The 22,179-nt window shown below is 55.5% G+C and carries 23 protein-coding genes; 8 read left to right on the top strand and 15 right to left on the bottom strand.

All coding sequences use genetic code 11. From position 1 onward, the window contains the following. Positions 1 to 202: 202 nt before the first annotated feature. Entirely contained in the window at positions 203 to 769 is a 567-nt protein-coding gene (gmhB, locus tag L6R44_RS23335; RefSeq protein WP_032644151.1) for a D-glycero-beta-D-manno-heptose 1,7-bisphosphate 7-phosphatase, read from the bottom strand. Between the two features lie 188 nt (positions 770 to 957). On the opposite strand from gmhB, the gene metN reads away from it, so the two are divergent. The 6 genes from metN to proS all read left to right on the top strand — a co-directional run bounded on the left by metN (position 958) and on the right by proS (position 6,537). Then, positions 958 to 1,989, top strand: a complete 1,032-nt coding sequence (gene metN / locus L6R44_RS23330) for a methionine ABC transporter ATP-binding protein MetN (protein ID WP_032644150.1) — start codon at positions 958 to 960, stop codon at positions 1,987 to 1,989. Further along, positions 1,982 to 2,635 (top strand): methionine ABC transporter permease MetI, encoded by a 654-nt coding sequence (locus L6R44_RS23325; protein WP_014168730.1) that lies wholly within the window; start codon positions 1,982 to 1,984, stop codon positions 2,633 to 2,635. Before metN ends, L6R44_RS23325 begins: the two co-directional genes overlap by 8 nt. Positions 2,636 to 2,675: 40 nt before the next feature. Beyond that, positions 2,676 to 3,491, top strand: a complete 816-nt coding sequence (metQ, locus tag L6R44_RS23320; RefSeq protein ID WP_014168729.1) for a methionine ABC transporter substrate-binding lipoprotein MetQ — start codon at positions 2,676 to 2,678, stop codon at positions 3,489 to 3,491. A 106-nt stretch (positions 3,492 to 3,597) separates the two neighbouring features. Beyond that, complete coding sequence (rcsF, locus tag L6R44_RS23315; RefSeq protein ID WP_008501883.1) at positions 3,598 to 4,002, top strand: Rcs stress response system protein RcsF; 405 nt, start codon at positions 3,598 to 3,600, stop codon at positions 4,000 to 4,002. After that, a complete protein-coding gene (tsaA, locus tag L6R44_RS23310; protein WP_032644149.1) occupies positions 3,999 to 4,706 on the top strand; it encodes a tRNA (N6-threonylcarbamoyladenosine(37)-N6)-methyltransferase TrmO in 708 nt (235 codons plus the stop codon). Before rcsF ends, tsaA begins: the two co-directional genes overlap by 4 nt. A gap of 112 nt (positions 4,707 to 4,818) precedes the next feature. Further along, entirely contained in the window at positions 4,819 to 6,537 is a 1,719-nt protein-coding gene (gene proS, locus L6R44_RS23305) for a proline--tRNA ligase (protein WP_237425548.1), read from the top strand. A gap of 47 nt (positions 6,538 to 6,584) precedes the next feature. On the opposite strand, the gene nlpE is transcribed toward proS, so the two are convergent. Genes nlpE through L6R44_RS23290 form a run of 3 tightly spaced genes read right to left on the bottom strand, consistent with a single transcriptional unit; the run spans position 6,585 to position 8,282 of the window. Beyond that, positions 6,585 to 7,283 carry an envelope stress response activation lipoprotein NlpE gene (gene nlpE / locus L6R44_RS23300; protein WP_032644146.1) on the bottom strand — a complete coding sequence of 233 codons (699 nt, stop codon included), beginning with the start codon at positions 7,281 to 7,283 and terminating at the stop codon, positions 6,585 to 6,587. Between the two features lie 34 nt (positions 7,284 to 7,317). Then, a complete protein-coding gene (gene arfB / locus L6R44_RS23295; protein ID WP_032644145.1) occupies positions 7,318 to 7,740 on the bottom strand; it encodes an alternative ribosome rescue aminoacyl-tRNA hydrolase ArfB in 423 nt (140 codons plus the stop codon). After that, positions 7,737 to 8,282, bottom strand: coding sequence for a YaeQ family protein (locus L6R44_RS23290; protein ID WP_032644143.1), 546 nt, complete (start codon positions 8,280 to 8,282; stop codon positions 7,737 to 7,739). The genes arfB and L6R44_RS23290 overlap by 4 nt, the downstream gene beginning before the upstream one ends. Positions 8,283 to 8,478: 196 nt before the next feature. Here L6R44_RS23290 and L6R44_RS23285 point away from each other — a divergent pair, with 196 nt between their 5' ends. Both L6R44_RS23285 and rof read left to right on the top strand, forming a co-directional pair. Then, entirely contained in the window at positions 8,479 to 8,679 is a 201-nt protein-coding gene (locus tag L6R44_RS23285) for a YaeP family protein (protein ID WP_008501889.1), read from the top strand. Beyond that, complete coding sequence (gene rof / locus L6R44_RS23280) at positions 8,666 to 8,926, top strand: Rho-binding antiterminator (RefSeq protein WP_008501890.1); 261 nt, start codon at positions 8,666 to 8,668, stop codon at positions 8,924 to 8,926. The genes L6R44_RS23285 and rof overlap by 14 nt, the downstream gene beginning before the upstream one ends. 28 nt (positions 8,927 to 8,954) lie before the next feature. Here the strand turns inward: rof and tilS are convergent, their stop codons facing one another. The 11 genes from tilS to skp form a co-directional block, all read right to left on the bottom strand. Beyond that, a complete protein-coding gene (gene tilS / locus L6R44_RS23275; protein ID WP_237425547.1) occupies positions 8,955 to 10,244 on the bottom strand; it encodes a tRNA lysidine(34) synthetase TilS in 1,290 nt (429 codons plus the stop codon). A 58-nt stretch (positions 10,245 to 10,302) separates the two neighbouring features. Beyond that, positions 10,303 to 10,692, bottom strand: a complete 390-nt coding sequence (locus L6R44_RS23270) for a VOC family protein (protein ID WP_032644141.1) — start codon at positions 10,690 to 10,692, stop codon at positions 10,303 to 10,305. Positions 10,693 to 10,757: 65 nt separating this feature from the next. Beyond that, positions 10,758 to 12,890, bottom strand: a complete 2,133-nt coding sequence (locus L6R44_RS23265) for a lysine decarboxylase LdcC (protein WP_237425546.1) — start codon at positions 12,888 to 12,890, stop codon at positions 10,758 to 10,760. A gap of 100 nt (positions 12,891 to 12,990) precedes the next feature. After that, positions 12,991 to 13,950, bottom strand: a complete 960-nt coding sequence (gene accA, locus L6R44_RS23260) for an acetyl-CoA carboxylase carboxyl transferase subunit alpha (RefSeq protein ID WP_008501895.1) — start codon at positions 13,948 to 13,950, stop codon at positions 12,991 to 12,993. 12 nt (positions 13,951 to 13,962) lie between these two features. Then, on the bottom strand, positions 13,963 to 17,445 hold the full coding sequence (gene dnaE, locus L6R44_RS23255; RefSeq protein ID WP_237425545.1) for a DNA polymerase III subunit alpha: 3,483 nt from the start codon (positions 17,443 to 17,445) through the stop codon (positions 13,963 to 13,965). A 38-nt stretch (positions 17,446 to 17,483) separates the two neighbouring features. Continuing rightward, positions 17,484 to 18,080, bottom strand: coding sequence for a ribonuclease HII (rnhB, locus tag L6R44_RS23250; RefSeq protein ID WP_032644138.1), 597 nt, complete (start codon positions 18,078 to 18,080; stop codon positions 17,484 to 17,486). Beyond that, a complete protein-coding gene (gene lpxB, locus L6R44_RS23245) occupies positions 18,077 to 19,225 on the bottom strand; it encodes a lipid-A-disaccharide synthase (protein WP_237425544.1) in 1,149 nt (382 codons plus the stop codon). Before lpxB ends, rnhB begins: the two co-directional genes overlap by 4 nt. After that, positions 19,225 to 20,013, bottom strand: a complete 789-nt coding sequence (gene lpxA / locus L6R44_RS23240; protein ID WP_237425543.1) for an acyl-ACP--UDP-N-acetylglucosamine O-acyltransferase — start codon at positions 20,011 to 20,013, stop codon at positions 19,225 to 19,227. Before lpxA ends, lpxB begins: the two co-directional genes overlap by 1 nt. Positions 20,014 to 20,016: 3 nt before the next feature. Then, positions 20,017 to 20,472: a 3-hydroxyacyl-ACP dehydratase FabZ gene (gene fabZ, locus L6R44_RS23235; protein ID WP_010426706.1), complete on the bottom strand. Its 456-nt coding sequence runs from the start codon at positions 20,470 to 20,472 to the stop codon at positions 20,017 to 20,019. A gap of 102 nt (positions 20,473 to 20,574) precedes the next feature. Beyond that, entirely contained in the window at positions 20,575 to 21,600 is a 1,026-nt protein-coding gene (gene lpxD, locus L6R44_RS23230; RefSeq protein ID WP_032644136.1) for a UDP-3-O-(3-hydroxymyristoyl)glucosamine N-acyltransferase, read from the bottom strand. Between the two features lie 3 nt (positions 21,601 to 21,603). Beyond that, entirely contained in the window at positions 21,604 to 22,098 is a 495-nt protein-coding gene (gene skp, locus L6R44_RS23225) for a molecular chaperone Skp (RefSeq protein ID WP_032644135.1), read from the bottom strand. Positions 22,099 to 22,179 lie beyond the last annotated feature (81 nt).

Genomic DNA, 22,179 nt, shown 5'->3' with positions numbered 1-22,179 from the left:
TTGCGAGGTGGCGTATATTACGCTTTCCTCTTTCAGAGTCAACCCGTTATTTCAGGATTTTTTCTCTTCAACCGAACTGGCTGTTTGTGTGAAGTGATTCACATCCGCCGTGTCGATGGAGGCGCATTATAGGGGGCCGCCGAGGAATGACAAGCGGAAAAATGCATTTTATTTTCAACCGCTCATCTTTTCGCCAAAAAGGCTATTTTTGGTGCTTTTTAATCTCTTTTGGCAGATCGGCCAGACTATTAATCACCCAATCCGCTGCATTTTCTGCTTCTGCCGTCACTGGCTTACCGGTGCGAACTAATATTTTGGTTCCTACTCCCGCTGCGGCAGCTGCCTGCATATCTTCCAGCTTGTCGCCCACCATATAAGAAGCCGCCATATCAATGTGCAGGAATTCCTGCGCAGAGATGAACATTCCCGGGTGCGGCTTACGGCAATCACAGGTTTGACGATACTCTTCTACGCTTCCCTGCGGGTGATGCGGACAATAGTAGATGCCGTCGAGATCCACACCGCGGTCGGCCAGCGACCAGTCCATCCATTCCGTCAGCGTCTCGAACTGTGCTTCGGTGAATTTACCGCGTGCAATCCCGGACTGGTTTGTCACCACCACCAGCGCATACCCCATCTCTTTCAGCTGGCGCATGGCATCTATTACGCCCTCGATAAACTCGAACTCATCAATCTCATGGACATAGCCGTGATCCACATTAATAGTGCCGTCACGATCGAGAAAAATTGCGGGTACTGATTTTGCCACCGGTTTGCTCCTGAAAAAGGCATGTTCGACTAGTATCTCATGAATCGCAGCGCAATAAAGTGCTCATCGTACAGAGTTGGATTGATTTAGACGTCTGGATGCCTTAACATCCGTTTTGTTTACGGTCATCACCCGTATCTGGCAGAAGAAAATGCCACGGCTAACTTACATACGATAAAAATAATCTAATGATTAAACTTTCCAATATCACCAAAGTGTTCCAGCAGGGGAACCGAACGATTCAGGCGCTGAACAACGTCAGCCTGCATGTTCCTGCTGGTCAAATTTATGGCGTCATTGGCGCATCGGGTGCAGGTAAAAGCACCCTGATTCGTTGTGTTAACCTGCTTGAACGTCCAACCCAGGGCAGCGTAGAAGTTGGCGGCCAGGAACTTACCGCCCTCTCAGAGAAAGAACTCACCAAAGCGCGTCGTCAGATTGGCATGATCTTCCAGCACTTTAACCTGCTGGCCTCCCGCACCGTGTTCGGCAACGTTGCCCTGCCGCTGGAGCTGGACAACACGCCGAAAGAAGAAGTGAAGCGTCGCGTGACCGAACTGCTCGACCTCGTGGGTCTGGGCGACAAACATGACAGCTACCCGGCAAACCTGTCCGGTGGGCAAAAACAGCGCGTGGCCATTGCCCGCGCGCTGGCAAGCAATCCGAAGGTGCTGCTGTGCGATGAAGCCACCAGCGCGCTGGATCCGGCCACCACGCGTTCTATTCTGGAACTGCTGAAGGACATTAACCGTCGCCTGGGCCTGACGATCCTCCTAATTACGCACGAGATGGACGTGGTGAAACGCATCTGCGACTGCGTGGCGGTCATCAGCAACGGTGAACTGATCGAGCAGGACACGGTAAGCGAAGTGTTCTCCCATCCGAAAACCCCGCTGGCGCAGCAGTTCATCCAGTCCACGCTGCATCTGGATATTCCGGAAGATTATCTGGCGCGTTTGAAAAGCGAACCTGCGGCAGACAGCGTCCCGATGCTGCGCATGGAGTTCACCGGTCAGTCCGTTGATGCCCCTCTGCTTTCCGAAACCGCGCGTCGCTTTAACGTGAACAACAACATTATCAGCGCGCAGATGGATTACGCCGGTGGCGTGAAGTTCGGCATCATGCTGACGGAAATGCACGGCACACAAGAAGAAACCCAGGCAGCGATTGCCTGGCTGCAAGAACACCACGTAAAAGTAGAGGTACTGGGTTATGTCTGAGCCGATGATGTGGCTGCTGGTTCGCGGCGTTTGGGAAACGCTGGCAATGACCTTTGTCTCTGGCTTCTTTGGTTTTGTGATTGGCCTGCCGGTCGGCGTACTGCTGTACGTGACGCGTCCGGGTCAAATCATTGAGAACGCGAAGCTGTACCGTACGCTCTCTGCGCTGGTGAATATCTTCCGTTCCATTCCCTTCATTATTCTGCTGGTGTGGATGATTCCGTTTACCCGCGTGATCGTCGGAACGTCTATCGGCCTGCAGGCAGCCATCGTTCCGCTGACCGTGGGGGCAGCGCCGTTTATCGCCCGTATGGTGGAAAACGCCCTGCTGGAGATCCCAACCGGTTTGATCGAAGCCTCACGCGCGATGGGCGCAACGCCGATGCAGATCGTCCGTAAGGTTCTGCTGCCGGAAGCACTGCCAGGCCTGGTGAACGCGGCAACCATCACGCTCATCACGCTGGTTGGTTATTCCGCAATGGGCGGTGCCGTTGGCGCGGGCGGTTTAGGCCAGATTGGTTATCAGTACGGCTATATTGGATATAACGCTACCGTGATGAATACCGTTCTGGTATTGCTGGTTGTTCTGGTTTACTTAATCCAGTTCTCTGGCGATCGCATCGTCCGGACCGTTACGCACAAATAACGTTACACACAACACAAACTCTACGAGTTAAGGATAAAACATGGCGTTTAAATTAAAGACCTTCGCAGCAGTAGGCGCGCTGATCGGCTCTCTGGCACTGGTGGGTTGCGGTCAGGACGAAAAAGATCCAAACCACATTAAAGTGGGCGTAATCGTGGGTGCAGAACAGCAGGTTGCGGAAGTCGCTCAGAAAGTGGCGAAAGAGAAGTATGGCCTGGACGTAGAGCTGGTAACCTTCAACGATTACGTTCTGCCGAACGAAGCGCTGAGCAAAGGCGATATCGACGCTAACGCCTTCCAGCATAAGCCATACCTGGACCAGCAGATCAAAGATCGCGGCTATAAACTGGTGGGCGTCGGTAACACCTTCGTTTATCCAATCGCCGGTTACTCCAAGAAAATTAAATCACTGGACGAACTGCAGCCGGGCTCTCAGGTTGCCGTGCCTAACGACCCAACCAACCTCGGTCGTTCCCTGCTGCTGCTGCAGAAAGTGGGCCTGATCAAACTGAAAGACGGTGTTGGCCTGCTGCCAACCGTTCTGGACGTCACCGAAAACCCGAAAAATCTGAAAATTGTTGAGCTGGAAGCCCCGCAGCTGCCGCGTTCCCTGGACGATGCGCAAATCGCTCTGGCCGTGATCAACACCACCTACGCCAGCCAGATTGGCCTGACGCCTGCCAAAGACGGCATCTTCGTTGAAGATAAAGATTCCCCGTACGTTAACCTGATCGTGACTCGCGAAGACAACAAAGACGCGGAAAACGTGAAGAAATTCGTACAGGCCTATCAGTCGGACGAAGTTTACCAGGAAGCCAACAAGGTGTTTAACGGCGGCGCTGTTAAAGGCTGGTAATCTCACCTCAGTGTAATATCATCAGGACGGGCTTATGCCCGTCTTGTCATTTGTGCAGTCTACTGATTCAATATCTGACGTTTTGATTATCCATTGAGGAAATATTATGCGTGCTTTACCGATCTGTCTTTTAGCACTCATGCTGAGCGGCTGTTCTATGCTAAGCAGATCTCCTGTTGAACCCGTTCAAAGCACGGCAACCCCGCCAAAGACCGAGCCTGCGAAGCCGAAAGTGGTTCGCCCTGCGCCGGTTCGCATTATCACGAAAGCAGACGAACTCGTCGGTAAACCGTTCCGTGAACTGGGCGAAGTGAGCGGCGAATCCTGTCAGGCGACCAATCAGGACTCGCCACCAAATATTCCGACGGCGCGTAAACGTATGCAGATTAACGCGGCCAAAATGAAAGCCAACGCGGTTCTGCTGCACAGCTGTGAAGTCACCAGCGGCACGCCGGGCTGCTACCGTCAGGCGGTTTGCATCGGTTCTGCGCTGAACATCACGGCGAAATGAGTGCATTTCAGTTCGAGCAGATAGGCGTTATCCGCTCTCCTTATAAAGAGAAGTTCGCCGTACCCCGCCAGCCCGGTCTGGTCACCAGCGGAGGCGGCGAGCTTCACCTGGTTGCGCCTTACAATCAGGCCGATGCGGTACGCGGGCTTGAGGCGTTCAGCCATCTATGGGTAGTGTTCGTGTTTCATCAGACGATGGAAGGTGGCTGGCGTCCTACCGTGCGTCCTCCTCGTCTTGGCGGCAATGCGAGAATGGGCGTGTTTGCGACGCGCTCAACCTTCCGTCCAAACCCGGTTGGCATGTCGCTGGTTGAACTGAAAGGCATACGCTGCCAGAAAGAGCAGGTGATACTGGAGTTAGGCAGTCTGGACCTGGTCGACGGCACGCCGGTTATCGACATCAAACCCTATTTGCCCTTCGCCGAAGCGCTTCCGGACGCGCGTGCCAGCTATGCTCAGGACGCACCGCAGGCTAACATGCCTGTCTATTTTACGCCTGAGATAACCGCGCAGCTTGGCCAACTGGAGAAGCGCTACCCTCGCTTACGGGATTTCATCACCGAGGTTCTGGCACAGGACCCGCGTCCGGCCTACCGTAAAGAAGAGGAAGCAGGAAAAACGTACGCCGTATGGCTGCTGGATTTTAACGTTCGCTGGCGCGTTACCGGGGCAGGTTTTGAAGTGTTTGCCCTTGAACCCAGGTAATTTTGTTCTCCTCTCTTTTGGCATCTTTGCCACACTGGTAAACTAAACCACTTTTTTTGTGTCAGGCTGGCGTTTCAGCCTGTTCCAATCGTCGAAATGGAACCGTAACAACATGCGTACTAGCCAATATCTGCTCTCCACTCTGAAGGAGACGCCTGCCGACGCCGAAGTGATCAGCCATCAGCTGATGCTGCGCGCCGGGATGATCCGCAAGCTGGCCTCCGGGTTATATACCTGGCTGCCGACCGGCGTTCGCGTCCTGAAAAAAGTCGAAAACATCGTGCGTGAAGAGATGAACAACGCCGGTGCTATCGAGGTGTCTATGCCTGTGGTTCAGCCCGCTGACCTGTGGCAGGAGAGCGGACGTTGGGAGCAATACGGCCCAGAGCTGCTGCGTTTCGTCGATCGCGGCGAGCGTCCGTTCGTTCTCGGCCCTACGCATGAAGAAGTCATTACCGACCTGATTCGTAATGAGCTGAGCTCTTACAAACAGCTGCCGCTGAACTTCTTCCAGATCCAGACCAAGTTCCGTGACGAAGTTCGCCCACGTTTCGGCGTCATGCGCTCTCGCGAATTCCTGATGAAAGACGCCTACTCTTTCCATACCTCTCAGGAATCCCTGCAAGAGACTTACGACGCCATGTACGCGGCCTACAGCAAAATCTTCTCCCGCATGGGTCTGGATTTCCGCGCCGTGCAGGCTGATACCGGCTCCATCGGCGGTAGCGCATCTCATGAGTTCCAGGTTCTGGCGCAGAGCGGTGAAGACGATGTGATCTTCTCTGACTCTTCCGATTACGCGGCAAACATCGAATTTGCAGAAGCGCTGGCACCAAAAGAACCACGTGCTGCGGCAACGCAGGAGATGACGCTGGTTGATACGCCAAACGCGAAAACCATCGCCGAGCTGGTTGAGCAGTTCAGCCTGCCGATCGAAAAAACCGTTAAGACCCTGCTGGTGAAGTCCACCGAAGGGAGCGCTTACCCGCTGGTTGCCCTGCTGGTGCGTGGCGATCACGAGCTGAACGAAGTGAAAGCCGAGAAGCTGCCGCAGGTCGCCAGCCCGCTGACGTTCGCCACGGAAGCGGAAATCCGCGCCGTGGTCAATGCGGGTCCAGGTTCACTGGGTCCAGTCAATCTGCCGGTGCCGGTTGTTATTGACCGTACGGTAGCCGCGATGAGCGACTTCTCCGCCGGTGCGAACATCGACGGTAAACACTACTTCGGCATCAACTGGGATCGCGACGTGGCGACGCCGGAAGTGGCTGACATCCGTAACGTAGTCGCAGGCGATCCAAGCCCGGACGGTCAGGGTACCCTGATGATTAAGCGCGGTATCGAAGTGGGCCACATCTTCCAGCTGGGCGATAAATACTCGCGCGCGCTGAATGCCGCCGTTCAGGGTGAAGATGGTCGTAACCAGATCCTGACCATGGGCTGCTACGGTATCGGGGTGACGCGCGTGGTGGCTGCCGCCATTGAGCAGAACTACGACGAGCGCGGTATCGTCTGGCCGGACAACATCGCGCCGTTCCAGGTCGCTATTCTGCCAATGAACATGCACAAGTCTTACCGCGTGCAGGAGCTGGCCGAGAAGCTGTATGCCGAGCTGCGCGCTCAGGGTATCGAAGTGCTGATGGATGACCGTAAAGAGCGTCCGGGCGTGATGTTTGCCGATATGGAACTGATCGGTATTCCGCACACCGTCGTCATCGGCGACCGCAACCTCGACAGCGATGAGATTGAATACAAATACCGTCGCAGCGGCGAAAAACAGATGATCAAGACCGGCGACATTCTTGATTACCTGCTGAAAGCCATCAAAGGCTAAACAAAAAACCCCGCTCAGGCGGGGTTTTTTAATGGCGCTACGTCAGCTTATTTACTGTTACAGTCTTTGCCCGCAATAAACTTCGCGTCTTTGTCCGCCACCAGCGTCTTCACCATCTCCCCGCTGTCCGGGTTTGGCTCCAGCGTAAAGTGACCGTCAACCGTCAACAATACCGGCTTGCTGTCATTACCGCGTGCCACCGCGTAATCACGTTCAAGCTGCGCATTGTTTGCCACGCTGACCTTCCTGCCGGTGGCGCAGTCGGTAAAGATCGCCGCATCCGCCATATAGAAGTACATCCCCCGCATCGCCATTGGCGTGGCGGGCAGGGCCGCTTTCACCGGTGCCAGCGTGTAGTTGAACTGGGATTCAATCGGATTGCCTTCGCGATCGAGCATCTCCATCCCCTCGCCCTTAGCGCGGAAATACGTTTTATCGCCCGTAGTATCCGTCAATACCAGCTTCTCGGCCGTACGCGCCCATGTGCCATAAGTCGCAAAAGAAGACGGCTCTTTAGCGCCCTGATAGCGCTGGTTCATCACCCAGGTGCCGTCTTTTTGCAGGAACAGAGACGTTTCAATGCCTTCGCAGTCCGCACACGGCAATACGCCGCGCCAGCTTTGCTGCATCGGTTTGAGTTCTTCCGTTTGCGTGGGTTGCAAAACCTGCGTTTCGGAACGATTGTTACACCCGAAAAGCGCAAACAGCGTACTCACTGCCAGCGCTGATAATAATGCTTTTTTCACAATGAATTCCTTATGAAAAGTGTGTTCCCTTTCGTCACTCTGTCGGGCGACGAACTTTACCGCGTAGTGCTTTCACTGTGGATTTTTGGGCCTTAGAAGACAACCGGCGCTCTTTCGATGCGCGGGTTGGCCGCGTTGCCCGGCGGCTTTTTTGTACTGCCGTTAATTCTTTGATGACCGCCACCAGCCTGGCTATCGCCGCTTCCCGGTTGAGCTCCTGGCTGCGGTACTCCTGGGCTTTAATCACAATTACGCCATCACTGGTAATAAGGTGATGGCTGGCGGCAAGCAGGCTTTCTTTATAATACTCTGGCAGGCTTGATGCCCGAATGTCAAAACGCAAATGGATAGCCGTCGACGCCTTGTTGACGTGCTGCCCACCGGCCCCCTGCGCACGGATGGCGGCGATCTCCAGCTCGTTGTCAGGAATGCTGACGTTTCGGGACAGGACGATCATGACGCCGGTTGCCACGCCGTTAGGTGAATTTCCAGATTATTCTGAGAATCAGAGAGCCAGATGGCACCGTCCTGAATCGTCGCCTGTAGCACCATGGTCCGGCTGGCAAACTCGCTCAGCTGCGCCAGCTGCTCATCGTCCAGGTACCAGACCGTGAGATTTTTATACTGTCCGCACTTGCTCTTATTTTGCTGCCACCAAATCTCCGCAGCGCGCTGATTATACGCGAATAAGGCCACTTCAGCGGACTGGGTGCAGGCCTTCTTAATTCTGCGCTCGTCCGGCAGCCCGAGTTCGATCCACAAATCGATACCCAGATGATCGTTACGCAGCCAGGCTTCCGGCTCGTCTTCTGCGCTTAACCCACGGGTAAACTGCAGTCGCTCGTCGGCATACTTAATCCACGCCAGCAGGCGCAGCATCATGCGCTCCTGGGTTTCGGAGGGGTGGCGTGCCAGCGTAAGCGACGCGTCGAGGAACCGGTTGCGATCCAGATCGGCCACATTGACCACTGCTTTATAAATTGTCGCTTTCAGCGCCATGAGAGAACTCCATTCGAATCAGGGGCACATTGTAGCGAAAACCGCGGCAAAAGGCTGTTACAGGGTGATAAATACACCGCTATCAAGGCGCTGATATTGCTTAAATGAGTATGGTATAGTCACCTTGCTAAACCGAGTTTATCTTCGTAGGCTTAATGATATCTCACAGTAAGTCAGTGCGCTGGCGGGAGGGGATGTGAATAATTATTGTGAGTTAATTCGCAAACGGTATGCGGAAATCGCCAGCGGAGATCTGGGGTATGTCCCGGACGCGTTGGGCTGTGTATTGAAAGTGCTTAATGAAGTGGCCTCAGATGAGAGCCTTTCAGAGTCGGTCAGGGAAAAAGCAGCGTATGCTGCGGCGAATTTACTGGTGAGCGATTATGTCGATGAATGATACTTATCAACCCATCAATTGTGATGACTATGACAACCTCGAACTCGCCTGCCAGCATCATTTATTACTGACGCTGGAGCTAAAAGATGGCGAAGTGTTGAAGGCGAAAGCCAGCGATTTGGTTTCACGTAAAAACGTGGAGTACCTGATAGTGGAAGACGCCGGTGCGACGCGCGAGCTGCGTCTGGACAAAATAGCCAGCTTCAGCCACCCGCAAATCGGCACCGTCGTGGTGAGCGAATCCTGACAACACTAACGGGCAGCCTGGCTGCCCGTTACGCTTTTTGCCACTCAAAACGGACGCCCTCTTCCGACCACCCCTCCTCCGTGATGAAGACGCCCGCAGCAGCAATCAACGCTTCACCGTAGAACAGCAGCGGCGTGGTGTCGCGCAGCCAGGGCGGCACGCTGCACTCCTGCCAGATTTTCTTCAGCTTCCGCCCCCCGTTACGCCCGACGATATGCAGCATACCGCCAGCCTTAAAGCGCACGGTGACCGGTTCATCAGGCTTCGGCAGCCGCACATGACCTGATGGTATAAGAGAGACATGCCCTGCCTCGTTGGGCAATACCAGCGGTGCGTCAGGGGAAAGCCAGTCGAGCACCGCATCGGTCAGCGAGGGCGTGGATTTTACCCACCAGAGCTCTCCCTTATAGCGTCTCACCTCAAAACCGTTCAGGTGGACGCACGGGGAAGCATCGTCCCGCGCCAGTGCGACTTCGTCCCAGATACGGCTCAGCATCGCCCGCGACGGCATTACGGCGTGATGAAAGGCCAGCCAGCGCCGCAGCAGCGCGGCGCGACGTGCCGGGCTCAACGCTGTCAGCGGTGCAATGGCCAGCGCTCCGTCTTTAGAAATCAGTTCAGCCAGCTCGTCGCTCAACAGCTCGTCCAGCAGCGATTCCTGTTCGGCGCACAGCATGGCGCTTCGTGCCGCCGCGTCGGCGAAATGCGGCCAGCGCTCGCTCAATAGCGGGAGAACGCGCAGACGCAGGAAGTTACGGTCATAGCCGTCATCCTGGTTGCTCTCATCTTCAATCCAGTTGAGCTGATGTTCCCGCGCCCAGGCTTCCAGTGAGGCACGCGTCTCGCCAAGCAGCGGACGCAGTAACGTTGTGCCGGCAAATTCAGAGCGCGCCGGCATGGCAGACAGCCCCGCTGGCCCGCTTCCCCGCTTAAGCGCCAGCAGAAAGGTTTCACACTGGTCATCCAGATGCTGGGCCGTGACCAGCGCTTCTCCAGCACGCAGTGCCCCGGCAAACGCGGCGTAGCGCGCTTTACGCGCCTGCGCCTCAATGCCCAGGCCTTCTTCCGCAAGCGCGACCCGCTCAACCAGGAGCGGGATATCCCAGGCTGCGCACAAGGCTTCGCAGTGCGCCACCCATTCCTCCGCGTGAGGACTTAATCCGTGATGGATATGCATCGCCCGAAGCTGGACGTCAGGTTCCCGATCGCGCCAGCGCTTAAGGCGATGGAGCAGAACGGTGGAATCCAGGCCGCCGCTAAACCCCACCAGCAGCTGGCGGTACGGTGAAACGGCGTGCGCGATAGCGGGTAAGGTCATAGGGAATTACACATAAAAAATGCCCGAACAGAGCGGGCATTATCACACAGGACGAACATTACTGCTGATAAAGCTCCAGCGGCAGGCCGTCCGGGTCGTTGAAAAAGGTAAAGCGCCTGTCGGTGAACGGATCGACGCGGATCGCTTCACACGTCACGCCGTGCGCTTCCAGATGTTTGACTGCGCTATCCAGATCATCGACGCTGAAGGCAAGATGGCGCAGACCGCAGGCTTCCGGGCGGGACGGACGCGCAGGCGGAAAAGGAAAAGAGAAAAGTTCAATCACATATTGCCCGTTCAGGGCCAGATCGCCCTTCCAGGAGTCGCGCTCCTCGCGGTAGGCCTCGCTCAACAGCGTAAAGCCCAGGATGTCGCAGTAGAAGGCCTTACTTTTCGCGTAATCGGTCGCAATGATCGCAATATGGTGAACAGCTTTTAAACCCAGCATAGCTTCTCCTTTTTATGATGCCTGAACGTTACAACCGAAAACCCGCACCTGGCAAGCGGTCATCCTTATTTTAGGACTCGCACCCAGTAAACGCCGTTCTCGTCGCGCTTCGCACCGTGGATATCCGTCTCAAAACCGGGATAGTGGCGCCCCACCGAACAGAGCATCAGCAGAAAATCGAGCACGGCGCGACTCTCTTCGGTAATCATCTCTCCCGGCATCAGGAGCGGAACGCCCGGCGGGTAAGGCAGGATCATGTTAGCCGATACGCGCCCGACCAGGTTTTCCAGCTCGACGGTTTCGACCTCCCCTTTCACCTGGCGCTGCCACGCCTTGTGCGGGGTAAACTTCATCTCCGGTAAAACATCGAACGCCTGAAGCATCAGGCGCGGCAGATCGTGCTGACGGATCAGCCTGTGGATCCCCTGGGCCAGATCCTGAATGCGCATATTGCGATAGAAGTCAGGATCCTCCGCGTAGAGATCCGGCAGCATGTTCTTCACCCGCAGGTTGAGATCGTAGGCGCGCTTGAACTCCATCAGGCCGCGCAGCAGCCCCATCGCCCGGGTCTTATCGATCCCGATGCTGAACAGGAACAGCAGGTTATAGGGGCCAGTTTTCTCCACCACCACGCCACGTTCATCAAGGAATTTCGCGACCAGCGCGGCCGGAATCCCCTCATCGCTCATCTTGCCCTGCTCGTTCATACCCGGCGTCAGGATCGTCACTTTTACCGGATCTAGGAACATGTGTTCGCTATCGGCATCCCGGAAGCCATGCCAGTCTTCGCCGGGGGAGACGGGCCAGCACTCCGCTTCATCTATCTCTTCCGGCTGCCAGATATCAAAGAACCAGCCGTCGGCTTCCTCTTTCAGCCGCTGAACCTCTTTGCGGAAATGCAGTGCACGCTCCACGGAACGGTTGATCAGGCGTTTGCCCGAATTGCCGCGCAGCATTGCCGCGGCCGTTTCAATGGAGGCCACCAGCGGATAGCTCGGTGAGGTGGTGGTGTGCATCATAAAGGCTTCGTTGAACGTGTCTTCGTTATACTCGCCTTTGATATGGATAAGCGAAGCCTGGGAAAACGCCGCCAGCATTTTGTGCGTCGACTGCGTTTCGAAGAAGACTTTACCCGGCACGCGTTCGCCGCTCATGCCGCTTTTACCCGCGTAGATCGGGTGGAAGTTGGTGTACGGCACCCATGCGGAATCGAAGTGGATCGACGGCACGTCCAGCGTCTTTTTGATCCAGTCCGTGTTGTACAGCAGACCATCGTAAGTTGAGTTGGTGATCACCGCATGGACGGGCCAGCTCGCGCCGGTAATTGCCGCGACCTTACCTTCAATGGCGTCATGGGTGAACTCCCGGCGCGGAATGCCGCCAAGAATGCCGAGCGCGTTACGCGTGGGCGACAGCCAGAGCGGTACGACGTCGCTCATCATCAGCAGATGGGCCAGCGATTTATGGCAGTTTCGGTCGATCAGCAGCGTGCTGCCCGCAGGCGCGGCGTACATCCCGACGATTTTGTTCGAGGTGGAGGTGCCGTTGGTCACCATATAGCTCTGCTCGGCGCCAAAGGTGCGGGCGATATACTCTTCGGCTTCCAGATGCGGGCCGGTGTGGTCCAGCAGAGAGCCCAATTCGGTGACCGAAATTGACACGTCCGCCTTCAGCGTGTTGCCACCGAAGAAATCATAGAACAGGCAGCCCACCGGGCTTTTTTGGTAGGCCGTCCCCGCCATATGGCCGGGCGTACAGAAGGTATATTTCCCCTCTTTCACGTAGGTGAAGAGCGCCCGGGTAAACGGCGGCGTAATGTTATCGAGATATTCATTCGTGTACTGCTGAATGCGGGACGCTATGTCTTCCGCCACGCCGAGCGAATATTCAAAGAACCACAGCGCCATACGCATATCGTTGGCGCTGACGTCCATGGTTGAGTGGGTATTAATAAACGCGTACAGCGGGAGGTATTCGTTCAGCTTGTTGATATCGCTGCACAACTCGAGGTCATATTCATCCCAGTCGAAGATCACGCCGCAGATGCGCGGATTATGCTCGATGAACTTCAGCAGGTCGGCGCTGTTGTGCGGCCAGATTAGCTGATACCCGCGCGACTGCAGGGCGTGCTCCAACTCCTTAATCGGCTCATCTTTATAAAAGACGCCGTGTGGCCCCATAACGGCAATGATATTCATGGGCTTCCTCCTTAAAAAACATTAGCTAAGCATAGTCCGGCTAAACCGCAGGTATAAAAAAAGCCGCAACATTGTGCGGCTTTTCAGATAATTGTGAAGCTTACGCGTAACCGTAGGTCATCAGGCGCTGGTAGCGGCGGTTGAGCAGGTCTTCTTTGCTCAGCACGTCCAGGTCTGCCAGATCGGCCAGCAGCTGCGCTTTCAGAGACGCCGCCATCACTTCCGGCTTACGATGCGCACCACCCAGCGGTTCCGGGATAATGGAATCGATCAGCTTAAGCTCCTTCAGGCGTGGCGCAATGATGCCCATCGCTTCTGCAGCCAGCGGCGCTTTATCGGCGCTTTTCCACAGAATGGACGCGCAGCCTTCCGGGGAGATAACGGAATAGGTGCTGTACTGTAGCATATTCACTTTATCGCCCACGCCAATCGCCAGCGCGCCGCCGGAGCCACCCTCACCGATAACGGTACAGATGACCGGCACCTTCAGGCGAGACATCTCGCGCAGGTTGCGCGCGATGGCTTCAGACTGACCGCGCTCTTCCGCGCCCACGCCAGGGTAGGCACCCGGGGTATCGATGAAGGTGATGATTGGCATGTTGAAACGCTCAGCCATCTCCATCAGACGCAGGGCCTTGCGGTAGCCTTCTGGCGCTGGCATACCAAAGTTACGACGGATTTTCTCTTTGGTTTCACGACCTTTTTGATGACCAATGATCATCACCGGGCGTCCGTCCAGACGCGCGATACCGCCAACGATAGCTTTATCGTCAGCATATGCGCGATCGCCGGCCAGTTCGTCAAATTCGTCAAACGCCAGGCGGACATAATCCAGGGTGTACGGACGCTGTGGATGGCGAGCCAGCTGAGCCACCTGCCATGCGCCGAGATCGGCAAAGATTTTGCGCGTCAGCTCTACGCTTTTCTCGCGCAGACGATGCACTTCTTCGTCGATGTTAATATCCAGTTTTTCATCCTGACGGCTTACCGCTGTCAGAGAATCGATTTTCGCTTCCAGCTCAGCAATCGGCTGTTCGAAATCAAGGAAATTCAGACTCATAGTATTCCTGTATTAGTCAAACTCCAGTTCCACCTGCTCCGAACCAATGAGGCCACGGAGATCGTTCAGTAAACGATCGCTCGGAGAGACACGCCACGTTGCACCAAAGCGCAACCGCGCGCGTGCATCCGCCCTCTGATAGTAGAGATGTACTGGAATTGTCCCCGAGCGGTGGGGTTCCAGAGACTGACGGAGTCGGTTTAAAAGCTGGTCATCAATTTGCCTGTCCGTCAGCGAGATAGCAAGCCCGCGAGCATATTTTTCCCGGGCTTCGTCAATGTCCATCACTTCGCGGGCGGTCATTTTAAGCCCCCCACTGAAGTCATCAAAGCTGACCTGTCCGCTGACGATAAGTATGCGGTCTTTTTCCAGCAATTGCTGGTATTTATCCAGCGCGTCGGTGAACAGCATCACCTCCAGACGCCCGGAACGGTCATCCAACGTACAGATGCCGATACGATTGCCGCGCTTGGTGACCATAACCCTTGCGGCAATCACGAGCCCCGCAGCCGTGGTGATTTTACCACGTTCTGTCGGATGCATGTCCTTTAGCCTGTGGCCGCCGACATAGCGCTCAATTTCTTTGATGTACTGGTTGATCGGGTGCCCCGTCAGGTACAAGCCTAACGTCTCACGCTCTCCATCCAGCACCACCTGTTCTGGCCAAGGCTGGCAGTTGGAATACGATTGCTCGATCTGCTCCGGCTCTTCCGCCAGCACCCCGAACATATCCGCCTGACCAATGGCTTCCGCTTTTGCGTGCTGATCCGCCGCTTTTAACGCATCGCCAAGAGAGTTCATTAGCGCGGCACGGTGCGGCCCCAGCCTGTCGAACGCGCCGGACATGATCAGTTTTTCCAGCACGCGGCGGTTCAGCTTTTTGGTATCGGTTCGGGCGCACAGATCGAACAGCTCGCGGAAATAGCCGCCGCTGTTACGCGCTTCGATGATCGCCTCGATCGGACCTTCACCCACGCCCTTGATCGCGCCGATCCCGTAGACGATCTCTCCGTCGTCATTGACGTGGAAATGGTAGAGGCCCGAGTTGATATCCGGGGGCAGGATCTTAAGCCCCATGCGCCAGCACTCGTCCACCAGGCCCACCACCTTCTCGGTGTTGTCCATATCGGCGGTCATCACTGCCGCCATAAATTCAGCGGGATAGTGCGCCTTCAGCCACAGCGTTTGATACGACACCAAAGCATAGGCGGCGGAGTGGGATTTGTTAAATCCGTACCCGGCGAATTTCTCCACCAGGTCGAAGATTTTCATCGCCAGCTCGCCGTCTACGCCGTTTTTCTTCGCGCCGTCTTCAAAGATAGAGCGCTGCTTGGCCATCTCTTCCGGCTTTTTCTTACCCATCGCACGACGCAGCATGTCCGCGCCGCCGAGGGTATAGCCGGAAAGCACCTGGGCGATCTGCATCACCTGTTCCTGGTACAGGATGATGCCGTAGGTGGGCTCCAGTACCGGCTTCAGGCTTTCATGCTGCCACTGCACGTCCGGGTAGGAAATCTCTTCGCGCCCGTGCTTACGGTCGATAAAGTTATCTACCATCCCCGACTGCAGCGGGCCCGGACGGAACAGGGCAACCAGTGCGATCATATCTTCGAAGCAGTCAGGCTGCAGGCGTTTGATCAGATCTTTCATGCCGCGGGATTCAAGCTGGAAGACGGCGGTGGTCTCCGAACGCTGCAGCATGTCGAAACTTTTCTTGTCATCCAGCGGGATGGCGGCGATATCCAACGGCGGCTCGCCGTTCTTCTCGCGGCGGGCGTTGATCATCTCCAGCGCCCAGTTAATGATGGTCAACGTACGCAGGCCGAGGAAGTCAAACTTCACCAGCCCGGCGTATTCTACGTCGTTCTTGTCAAACTGGGTAACCGGGTGTTGGCCCGCTTCATCGCAGTAAAGCGGTGCAAAATCCGTAATTTTAGTCGGGGCGATAACCACGCCCCCTGCATGCTTACCGGCGTTTCGCGTGACGCCTTCCAGCTTGCGCGCCATGTCGATCAGCGCTTTGACCTCTTCGTCCGCTTCGTAGATTTCCGGCAGCTGAGGTTCTGCCTCAAAGGCTTTTGCCAGCGTCATGCCCGGATCGGGCGGTACCAGCTTAGAAATACGATCGACAAACCCGTACGGGTGGCCCAGCACGCGGCCCACGTCGCGGATTACCGCTTTCGCCGCCATGGTCCCGAAGGTAATGATCTGCGATACCGCGTCACGGCCGTACATATCGGCCACGTGCTCAATCACCTGATCGCGTTTCTCCATGCAGAAGTCGACGTCGAAGTCGGGCATGGAAACACGTTCCGGGTTGAGGAAACGTTCGAACAGCAGGTCGAATTCCAGCGGATCGAGGTCGGTAATTTTCAGCGCATACGCCACCAGCGAGCCCGCACCGGAGCCACGGCCCGGTCCGACCGGCACGCCGTTATCCTTCGACCACTGGATAAACTCCATTACGATCAGGAAGTAGCCCGGGAAGCCCATCTGGTTGATAACCTGGAGTTCAATGTCCAGGCGTTCGTCATATTCAGGACGACGCTTTTTACGCTCTTCTTCATCCGGGAAGAGGAATTCGAGACGCTCTTCCAGACCTTCCTTCGATTTCACGACCAGGAAATCTTCCGTGGTCATGTCACCCGTCGGGAACTGCGGCAGGAAGTATTCGCCGAGTCGCACGGTAACGTTGCAGCGCCTGGCAATCTCTACGCTGTTTTCCAGCGCTTCGGGGATATCGGAGAAGAGTTCACACATCTCCTCCTCGCTGCGCATGTACTGCTGAGCGGAGTAGTTACGCGGCCGTTTCGGGTCGTCGAGCGTAAAGCCATCGTGGATCGCCACGCGAATTTCGTGCGCGTCAAAATCGCCGGACTCAAGGAAACGCACGTCATTCGTCGCCACCACGGGCAAACCGCGCTCTTCAGCCAGCGCAACAGCGGCGTGCAGATAGCTCTCTTCGTCCTGGCGACCGGTGCGGATCAATTCCAGATAGTAACGATCCGGGAAATATTCTTCATAAAACGAGACGCACTGATCCACCAGCGCGCTGTTGCCGCGCAGCAGGCATTTGCCGACGTCGCCCATGCGACCACCGGAGATCAGCAGCAGCCCTTCGTTCAGCTCCGCCAGCCAGTCCCGGTCGATCCACGGGCCCAGCGCGCCATAGCCGCGCTGATAGGCTTTTGAGATGAGCAGAGTGAGGTTTTGATAGCCCGCGTTGTTCATCGCCAGCACGGAGATTTGCGTCAGTTCATCGCCGATAAGATCGTTCTGAACATGAAAATCTGCGCCGACGATAGGCTTCATTCCCGCGCCGTGCGCCGTTCCGTAGAACTTCACCAGGCCACACAGGTTGGTAAAATCGGTGATCGCCAGCGCGGGCATGCCAAGGGAGGCCGCCTTTTTTACCAGCGGCCCGGTCTTCGCCAGCCCATCGATCATGGAGTAGTCGCTATGCACCCGCAGGTGTACGAAACGTGGTTCAGCCATCTTCAGATTCCGCGTTACTTAATTGCGTGCGTATTGATTCAGGACAACCGTCCCAGCGCGCGTTTCACCGGGCCAAAACTGCGCCTGTGGTGCTCGGTTGCGCCATGTTCAGCCAGTCTTTCCAGATGGAAAGGCGTAGGATACCCCTTGTGCTGGGCGAAACCATACTGAGGGTAAGTGAGATCCAGCGCGGCCATTTCAGCATCGCGCGTCACTTTGGCAATAATAGATGCTGCGCTGATCTCGGCGACCCGGCTATCGCCTTTCACGACAGCCATCGAAGGCATCGGCAGTGCCGGACAGCGGTTGCCGTCAATCAGGACATATTCCGGGGCAATTTTCAGACCCGCTACCGCACGCTGCATGGCCAGCATTGTAGCATGCAAAATATTCAGCTCATCGATTTCATGCGGCTCAGCGCGACCCAGGCTCCAGGCCAGCGCCTTCTCCTGAATCTCGCTGAACAGGGCCAGTCGACGTTTTTCGGATAATTTTTTTGAGTCGTTTAGCCCGATAATCGGACGAGCCGGATCGAGGATCACCGCGGCGGTCACCACCGCGCCGACTAACGGGCCACGACCCACTTCATCCACACCCGCCACAAGGTGGGTGTGAGGATAAACAAATTCCATCATTTCGCTAACTCCAGCACCGCATCTGCCGCTTGCTCATCAGCGTTACAGCGGATCAGTTGATGCAGTTCGCGGAAGGTATCGTGCATCTGGTGGCTGGTTTTACCGTTGGCGAGCAGCGGTAGCAGCGCCTCCGCAAGCGCCTGCGGCTGGCATTCATCCTGCAACAGCTCTTTCACCAGCTCGCGCCCGGCAAGCAGGTTTGGCAGGGAGACATAATCGGTTTTCACCAGACGCTTTGCCAGCCAGAAAGTGAAGGGCTTCATGCGGTAACCGACCACCATCGGGCATTTTGCCAGCATACACTCCAGCGCAGCCGTGCCGGAGGCCAGCAGCGCGGCATCGCTCGCATACATTGCTTCCCGCCCTTTCCCGTCCAGAAGACGGACGTGAAGGTCCGGGGCAACTTCCGCTTTGATGCGCTCAAACTGCTCGCGGCGTTTGGTATTCACCAGCGGCACGACGACTTCAAGATCGGGATAGGTCTGGCGAAGGATTTGCGCTGTTTTGAGGAAATCGGCGCTGAGCATTTCCACTTCTGCGCCACGGCTGCCTGGCAGCAGTGCCAGACAGTGCACATCATGCGGAATACCCAGCGCGTCGCGCGCCGCGTTTTTATCCGGATCCAGCGGCATCGCATCCGCCATGGTATGACCGATAAAACGGCACGGAACATTAAATCTGTCGTAAAACGCTTTTTCGAAAGGCAGAAAAGCCAGCACCAGGTGGGTGGACCGTCCAATTTTGAAAACGCGTTTCTGTCGCCACGCCCAGACGGACGGACTGACGTAGTGAATAGTTTTGATGCCCTGTTTTTTCAGATTGCCTTCAAGGGTAATGTTGAAATCAGGTGCATCGATACCGACAAACACATCGGGCTTGAGCTCGGTAAAGCGGCGGGTGAGGTCGGCACGAATGTGCAGCAAACGGCGTAACCGCCCCAGCACCTCAACAATGCCCATTACGGCCAGCTCTTCCATTTCGTACCAGGCTTCACAGCCTTCGGCCTGCATCAGCGGGCCAGCAACGCCAACAAAGCGTGCGTTAGGTACACGCACCTTTAGCGCACGAATGAGACCGGCACCAAGAATATCGCCGGAGGTTTCTCCGGCGACCAGGGCTATCGTAAGCGGACGACTGTCGACCATTAACGAATCAGACCCCTTGTTGAACGGTCAAAGAATTCCATGAACGCGTTCACTTCAGGGTGTTTATTCGCCAGCTCGGCAATGTCCGGCTTCGCCTCTTCCAGCGTTTTACCGCTACGGTACAGCAGTTTGTACGCGTTGCGGATGGCGGTAATCGCTTCGCGGCTAAAACCACGACGCTTGAGGCCTTCGATGTTCACGCCAAACGGCGTGGCATGGTTGCCCTGCGCAATTACATACGGTGGGACGTCCTGCGCCACACCGGAGCATCCGCCAACCATCACGTGCGCACCAATGATGCAGAACTGATGGACTGCGGTCATGCCGCCAATAATTGCGAAGTCATCAACCGATACGTGTCCTGCCAGCGTTGCGTTGTTGGCAAGAATACAGCGGTCACCCACGGTACAGTCGTGCGCGATATGCGCATTCACCATGAACAGGTTATCGCTGCCCACCTTCGTCAACCCACCACCCTGTACTGTTCCACGATGAATGGTGACGCTTTCGCGAATACGGTTACGATCGCCAATTTCCAGACGGGTAGACTCACCAGCATATTTAAGATCCTGGTTAACTTCGCCGATGGAGGCGAACTGATAGATCTCATTATTGCAGCCAATGGTCGTGTGACCATTCACGACAACGTGAGATTTCAGTACTGTACCCTCACCAATTTCGACATGGGGTCCAACAATACAAAACGGGCCAATGTGGACGTTAGCGCCAATAATGGCACCGGTTTCCACAATCGCGGTAGGATGAATAAAGGCGGATTTATCAATCACGTATCAGGACTCCCGGCTACGAGCACACATCATCGTCGCTTCGCAAACAACTTTGCCGTCTACCAGCGCTACGCCTTTAAAGCGAGTCAGGCCACGACGCGTTTTTTCAAAAGTGACTTCCATGATCATCTGATCACCAGGCACGACAGGGCGCTTAAAGCGCGCTTCATCGATACCCGCGAAGTAATACAGCTCGCCTGGCTCCAGCTTGCCGACGCTTTTAAACGCCAGAATACCGGTAGCCTGAGCCATCGCTTCCAGAATCAACACACCCGGGAAGATAGGCTTACCAGGGAAGTGCCCCTGGAAAAACGGCTCGTTCACGGAAACATTTTTCACTGCGCGCAGAAAACGACCTTCTTCAAAATCCAGCACACGGTCTACCAGCAGAAACGGGTAGCGGTGCGGCAGAAGTTCTAAAATCTCTTCAATATGCAGAGTATGAGTGTCAGTAGTCAAAATACTCTTCCTGTCAAAATGTACTGATAACAATAATAACACGGCCTGCCGGTTTATTAGAAAGCCGACAGGCCGGGAAAAATAGCGTTAAACGGATGACGCTTAGTCTTGTTGATCGATCTTACGCTCAAGAGACTTGAGGCGCTTGCTCATATCATCAATGTTCATCACCAGAGCTGCTGTTTTACGCCATACCTTGTTGGGCTGTAGCGGAATGCCAGAGGAATAGACGCCAGGTTCAGTGATAGGACGCATAACCATGCCCATCCCCGTCACTGTGACCTTGTCGCATATTTCCATATGGCCATTAATCACGCTCGCACCGCCGATCATGCAATAACGGCCAATTTTCAGGCTGCCTGCCATGATGACGCCACCCGCAACCGCGGTATTGTCGCCAATCACAACGTTATGCGCAATCTGGCACTGGTTATCGATGATAACACCATTGCCAATGATCGTGTCGTCAAGCGCACCGCGGTCAATGGTGGTGCAGGCGCCGATCTCCACGCGATCGCCAATAATAACGCGACCAAGCTGCGGGATCTTAACCCAGTTACCGCGATCGTTAGCATAACCAAAGCCGTCAGAACCGATCACGGTGCTGGACTGAACGAGGCAATTTTCGCCAATTTCAACGTCGTGATAAACGGACACATTGGCCCATAAACGGGTTCCGGCGCCGATTTTCGTATTTTTCCCAACGAAGCAACCCGGGCCAATGACGACGTTATCGCCCAGCACAACGCCGGATTCGATAACTGCATTCGCGCCAACGGCAACGTTGTTACCCAGCCTTGCCGTCGCATCAATCGCGGCACTGGCAGCAATGTTCTGAGCCGGCTGCGGCGTGGTATCAAGAATTTGAGCCATGCGTGCATACGTCAGGTAGGGATTTTTCACTACCAGCGCGCTAACAGTGGCAAAGGGGAGGTCGTCCTGCGTCAGAACAACGGCTGACGCCTGGCATTGAGCCAGTTGCTCACGGTACTTAGGGCTTACCATGAAGGTAATCGTGCCAGCTTTAGCAGATTGCATGGACGCAACAGCGGTGATGACGATATCGCCATCACCGTGTAATTCTGCATCCAACTGCTGAGCTAAATCAGCCAGTCGAATTGAAGGCATTACTTATTTAACCTGTTTCAGAACATCAGCAGTGATGTCTTTAACATCTTTGCTGTTATAAGCAACGGCGTTCGCATCTACAACCAGATCGATGCTCTGATCGGCAGCCACTGCTTTAACAGCGGTCTGAATACGAGTCACCAGCTTGCCGCGCTCTTCGTTAGAACGACGCTGACGATCCTGCTCGAAAGCCTGCGCTTTCTGGGAGAACGTCTGGCGCTGAGCCATTACGTCTTTTTCCAGCTTGCTGCGGTCGCTCGCTTTCATGGTAGAACCATCACGCTGCAGACGCTGCATTTTGGACTGAAGATCGTTTTCCATACCCTGCAGTTCGCTTGCACGGCCTTTGAATTCGTTTTCCAGCGTCGCAGAAACACCTGTTTTCTGTGCAACCTGCTGGAACAAATTACCCATGTTGACGATTGCAATTTTGTCTGCTGCCTGAGCAGAAGTTGCCATCGCTAAACCGAGACCTGCAGCTAATAACCACTTTTTCACAATTAACTCCTTACCATCCCATTGGCACCAGAAGGTACCGTTCTTTGCGTGGCAAGGCGACCGTGTTACCGATCGCCAGTT

The sequence above is a fragment of the Enterobacter cloacae complex sp. ECC445 genome, from assembly GCF_021892025.1.
Taxonomy (GTDB): domain Bacteria; phylum Pseudomonadota; class Gammaproteobacteria; order Enterobacterales; family Enterobacteriaceae; genus Enterobacter; species Enterobacter chengduensis.
The sequence above is the reverse complement of the archived record's forward strand: the minus strand, read 5'-3'. Positions and strand labels throughout refer to the sequence as shown.

What these genes read in the sequence shown, in the direction of transcription:
- proS (WP_237425548.1), top strand. Translation starts at nt 4,819, where the DNA reads ATGCGTACTAGCCAATATCTGCTCTCCACTCTGAAGGAGACGCCTGCC.
- accA (WP_008501895.1), bottom strand. Translation starts at nt 13,950, where the DNA reads ATGAGTCTGAATTTCCTTGATTTCGAACAGCCGATTGCTGAGCTGGAA.
- metN (WP_032644150.1), top strand. Translation starts at nt 958, where the DNA reads ATGATTAAACTTTCCAATATCACCAAAGTGTTCCAGCAGGGGAACCGA.
- tilS (WP_237425547.1), bottom strand. Translation starts at nt 10,244, where the DNA reads ATGACCTTACCCGCTATCGCGCACGCCGTTTCACCGTACCGCCAGCTG.
- tsaA (WP_032644149.1), top strand. Translation starts at nt 3,999, where the DNA reads ATGAGTGCATTTCAGTTCGAGCAGATAGGCGTTATCCGCTCTCCTTAT.
- L6R44_RS23265 (WP_237425546.1), bottom strand. Translation starts at nt 12,890, where the DNA reads ATGAATATCATTGCCGTTATGGGGCCACACGGCGTCTTTTATAAAGAT.
- rof (WP_008501890.1), top strand. Translation starts at nt 8,666, where the DNA reads ATGTCGATGAATGATACTTATCAACCCATCAATTGTGATGACTATGAC.
- dnaE (WP_237425545.1), bottom strand. Translation starts at nt 17,445, where the DNA reads ATGGCTGAACCACGTTTCGTACACCTGCGGGTGCATAGCGACTACTCC.
- L6R44_RS23270 (WP_032644141.1), bottom strand. Translation starts at nt 10,692, where the DNA reads ATGCTGGGTTTAAAAGCTGTTCACCATATTGCGATCATTGCGACCGAT.
- metQ (WP_014168729.1), top strand. Translation starts at nt 2,676, where the DNA reads ATGGCGTTTAAATTAAAGACCTTCGCAGCAGTAGGCGCGCTGATCGGC.
- L6R44_RS23290 (WP_032644143.1), bottom strand. Translation starts at nt 8,282, where the DNA reads ATGGCGCTGAAAGCGACAATTTATAAAGCAGTGGTCAATGTGGCCGAT.
- arfB (WP_032644145.1), bottom strand. Translation starts at nt 7,740, where the DNA reads ATGATCGTCCTGTCCCGAAACGTCAGCATTCCTGACAACGAGCTGGAG.
- lpxD (WP_032644136.1), bottom strand. Translation starts at nt 21,600, where the DNA reads ATGCCTTCAATTCGACTGGCTGATTTAGCTCAGCAGTTGGATGCAGAA.
- L6R44_RS23325 (WP_014168730.1), top strand. Translation starts at nt 1,982, where the DNA reads ATGTCTGAGCCGATGATGTGGCTGCTGGTTCGCGGCGTTTGGGAAACG.
- lpxB (WP_237425544.1), bottom strand. Translation starts at nt 19,225, where the DNA reads ATGGTCGACAGTCGTCCGCTTACGATAGCCCTGGTCGCCGGAGAAACC.
- rcsF (WP_008501883.1), top strand. Translation starts at nt 3,598, where the DNA reads ATGCGTGCTTTACCGATCTGTCTTTTAGCACTCATGCTGAGCGGCTGT.
- rnhB (WP_032644138.1), bottom strand. Translation starts at nt 18,080, where the DNA reads ATGATGGAATTTGTTTATCCTCACACCCACCTTGTGGCGGGTGTGGAT.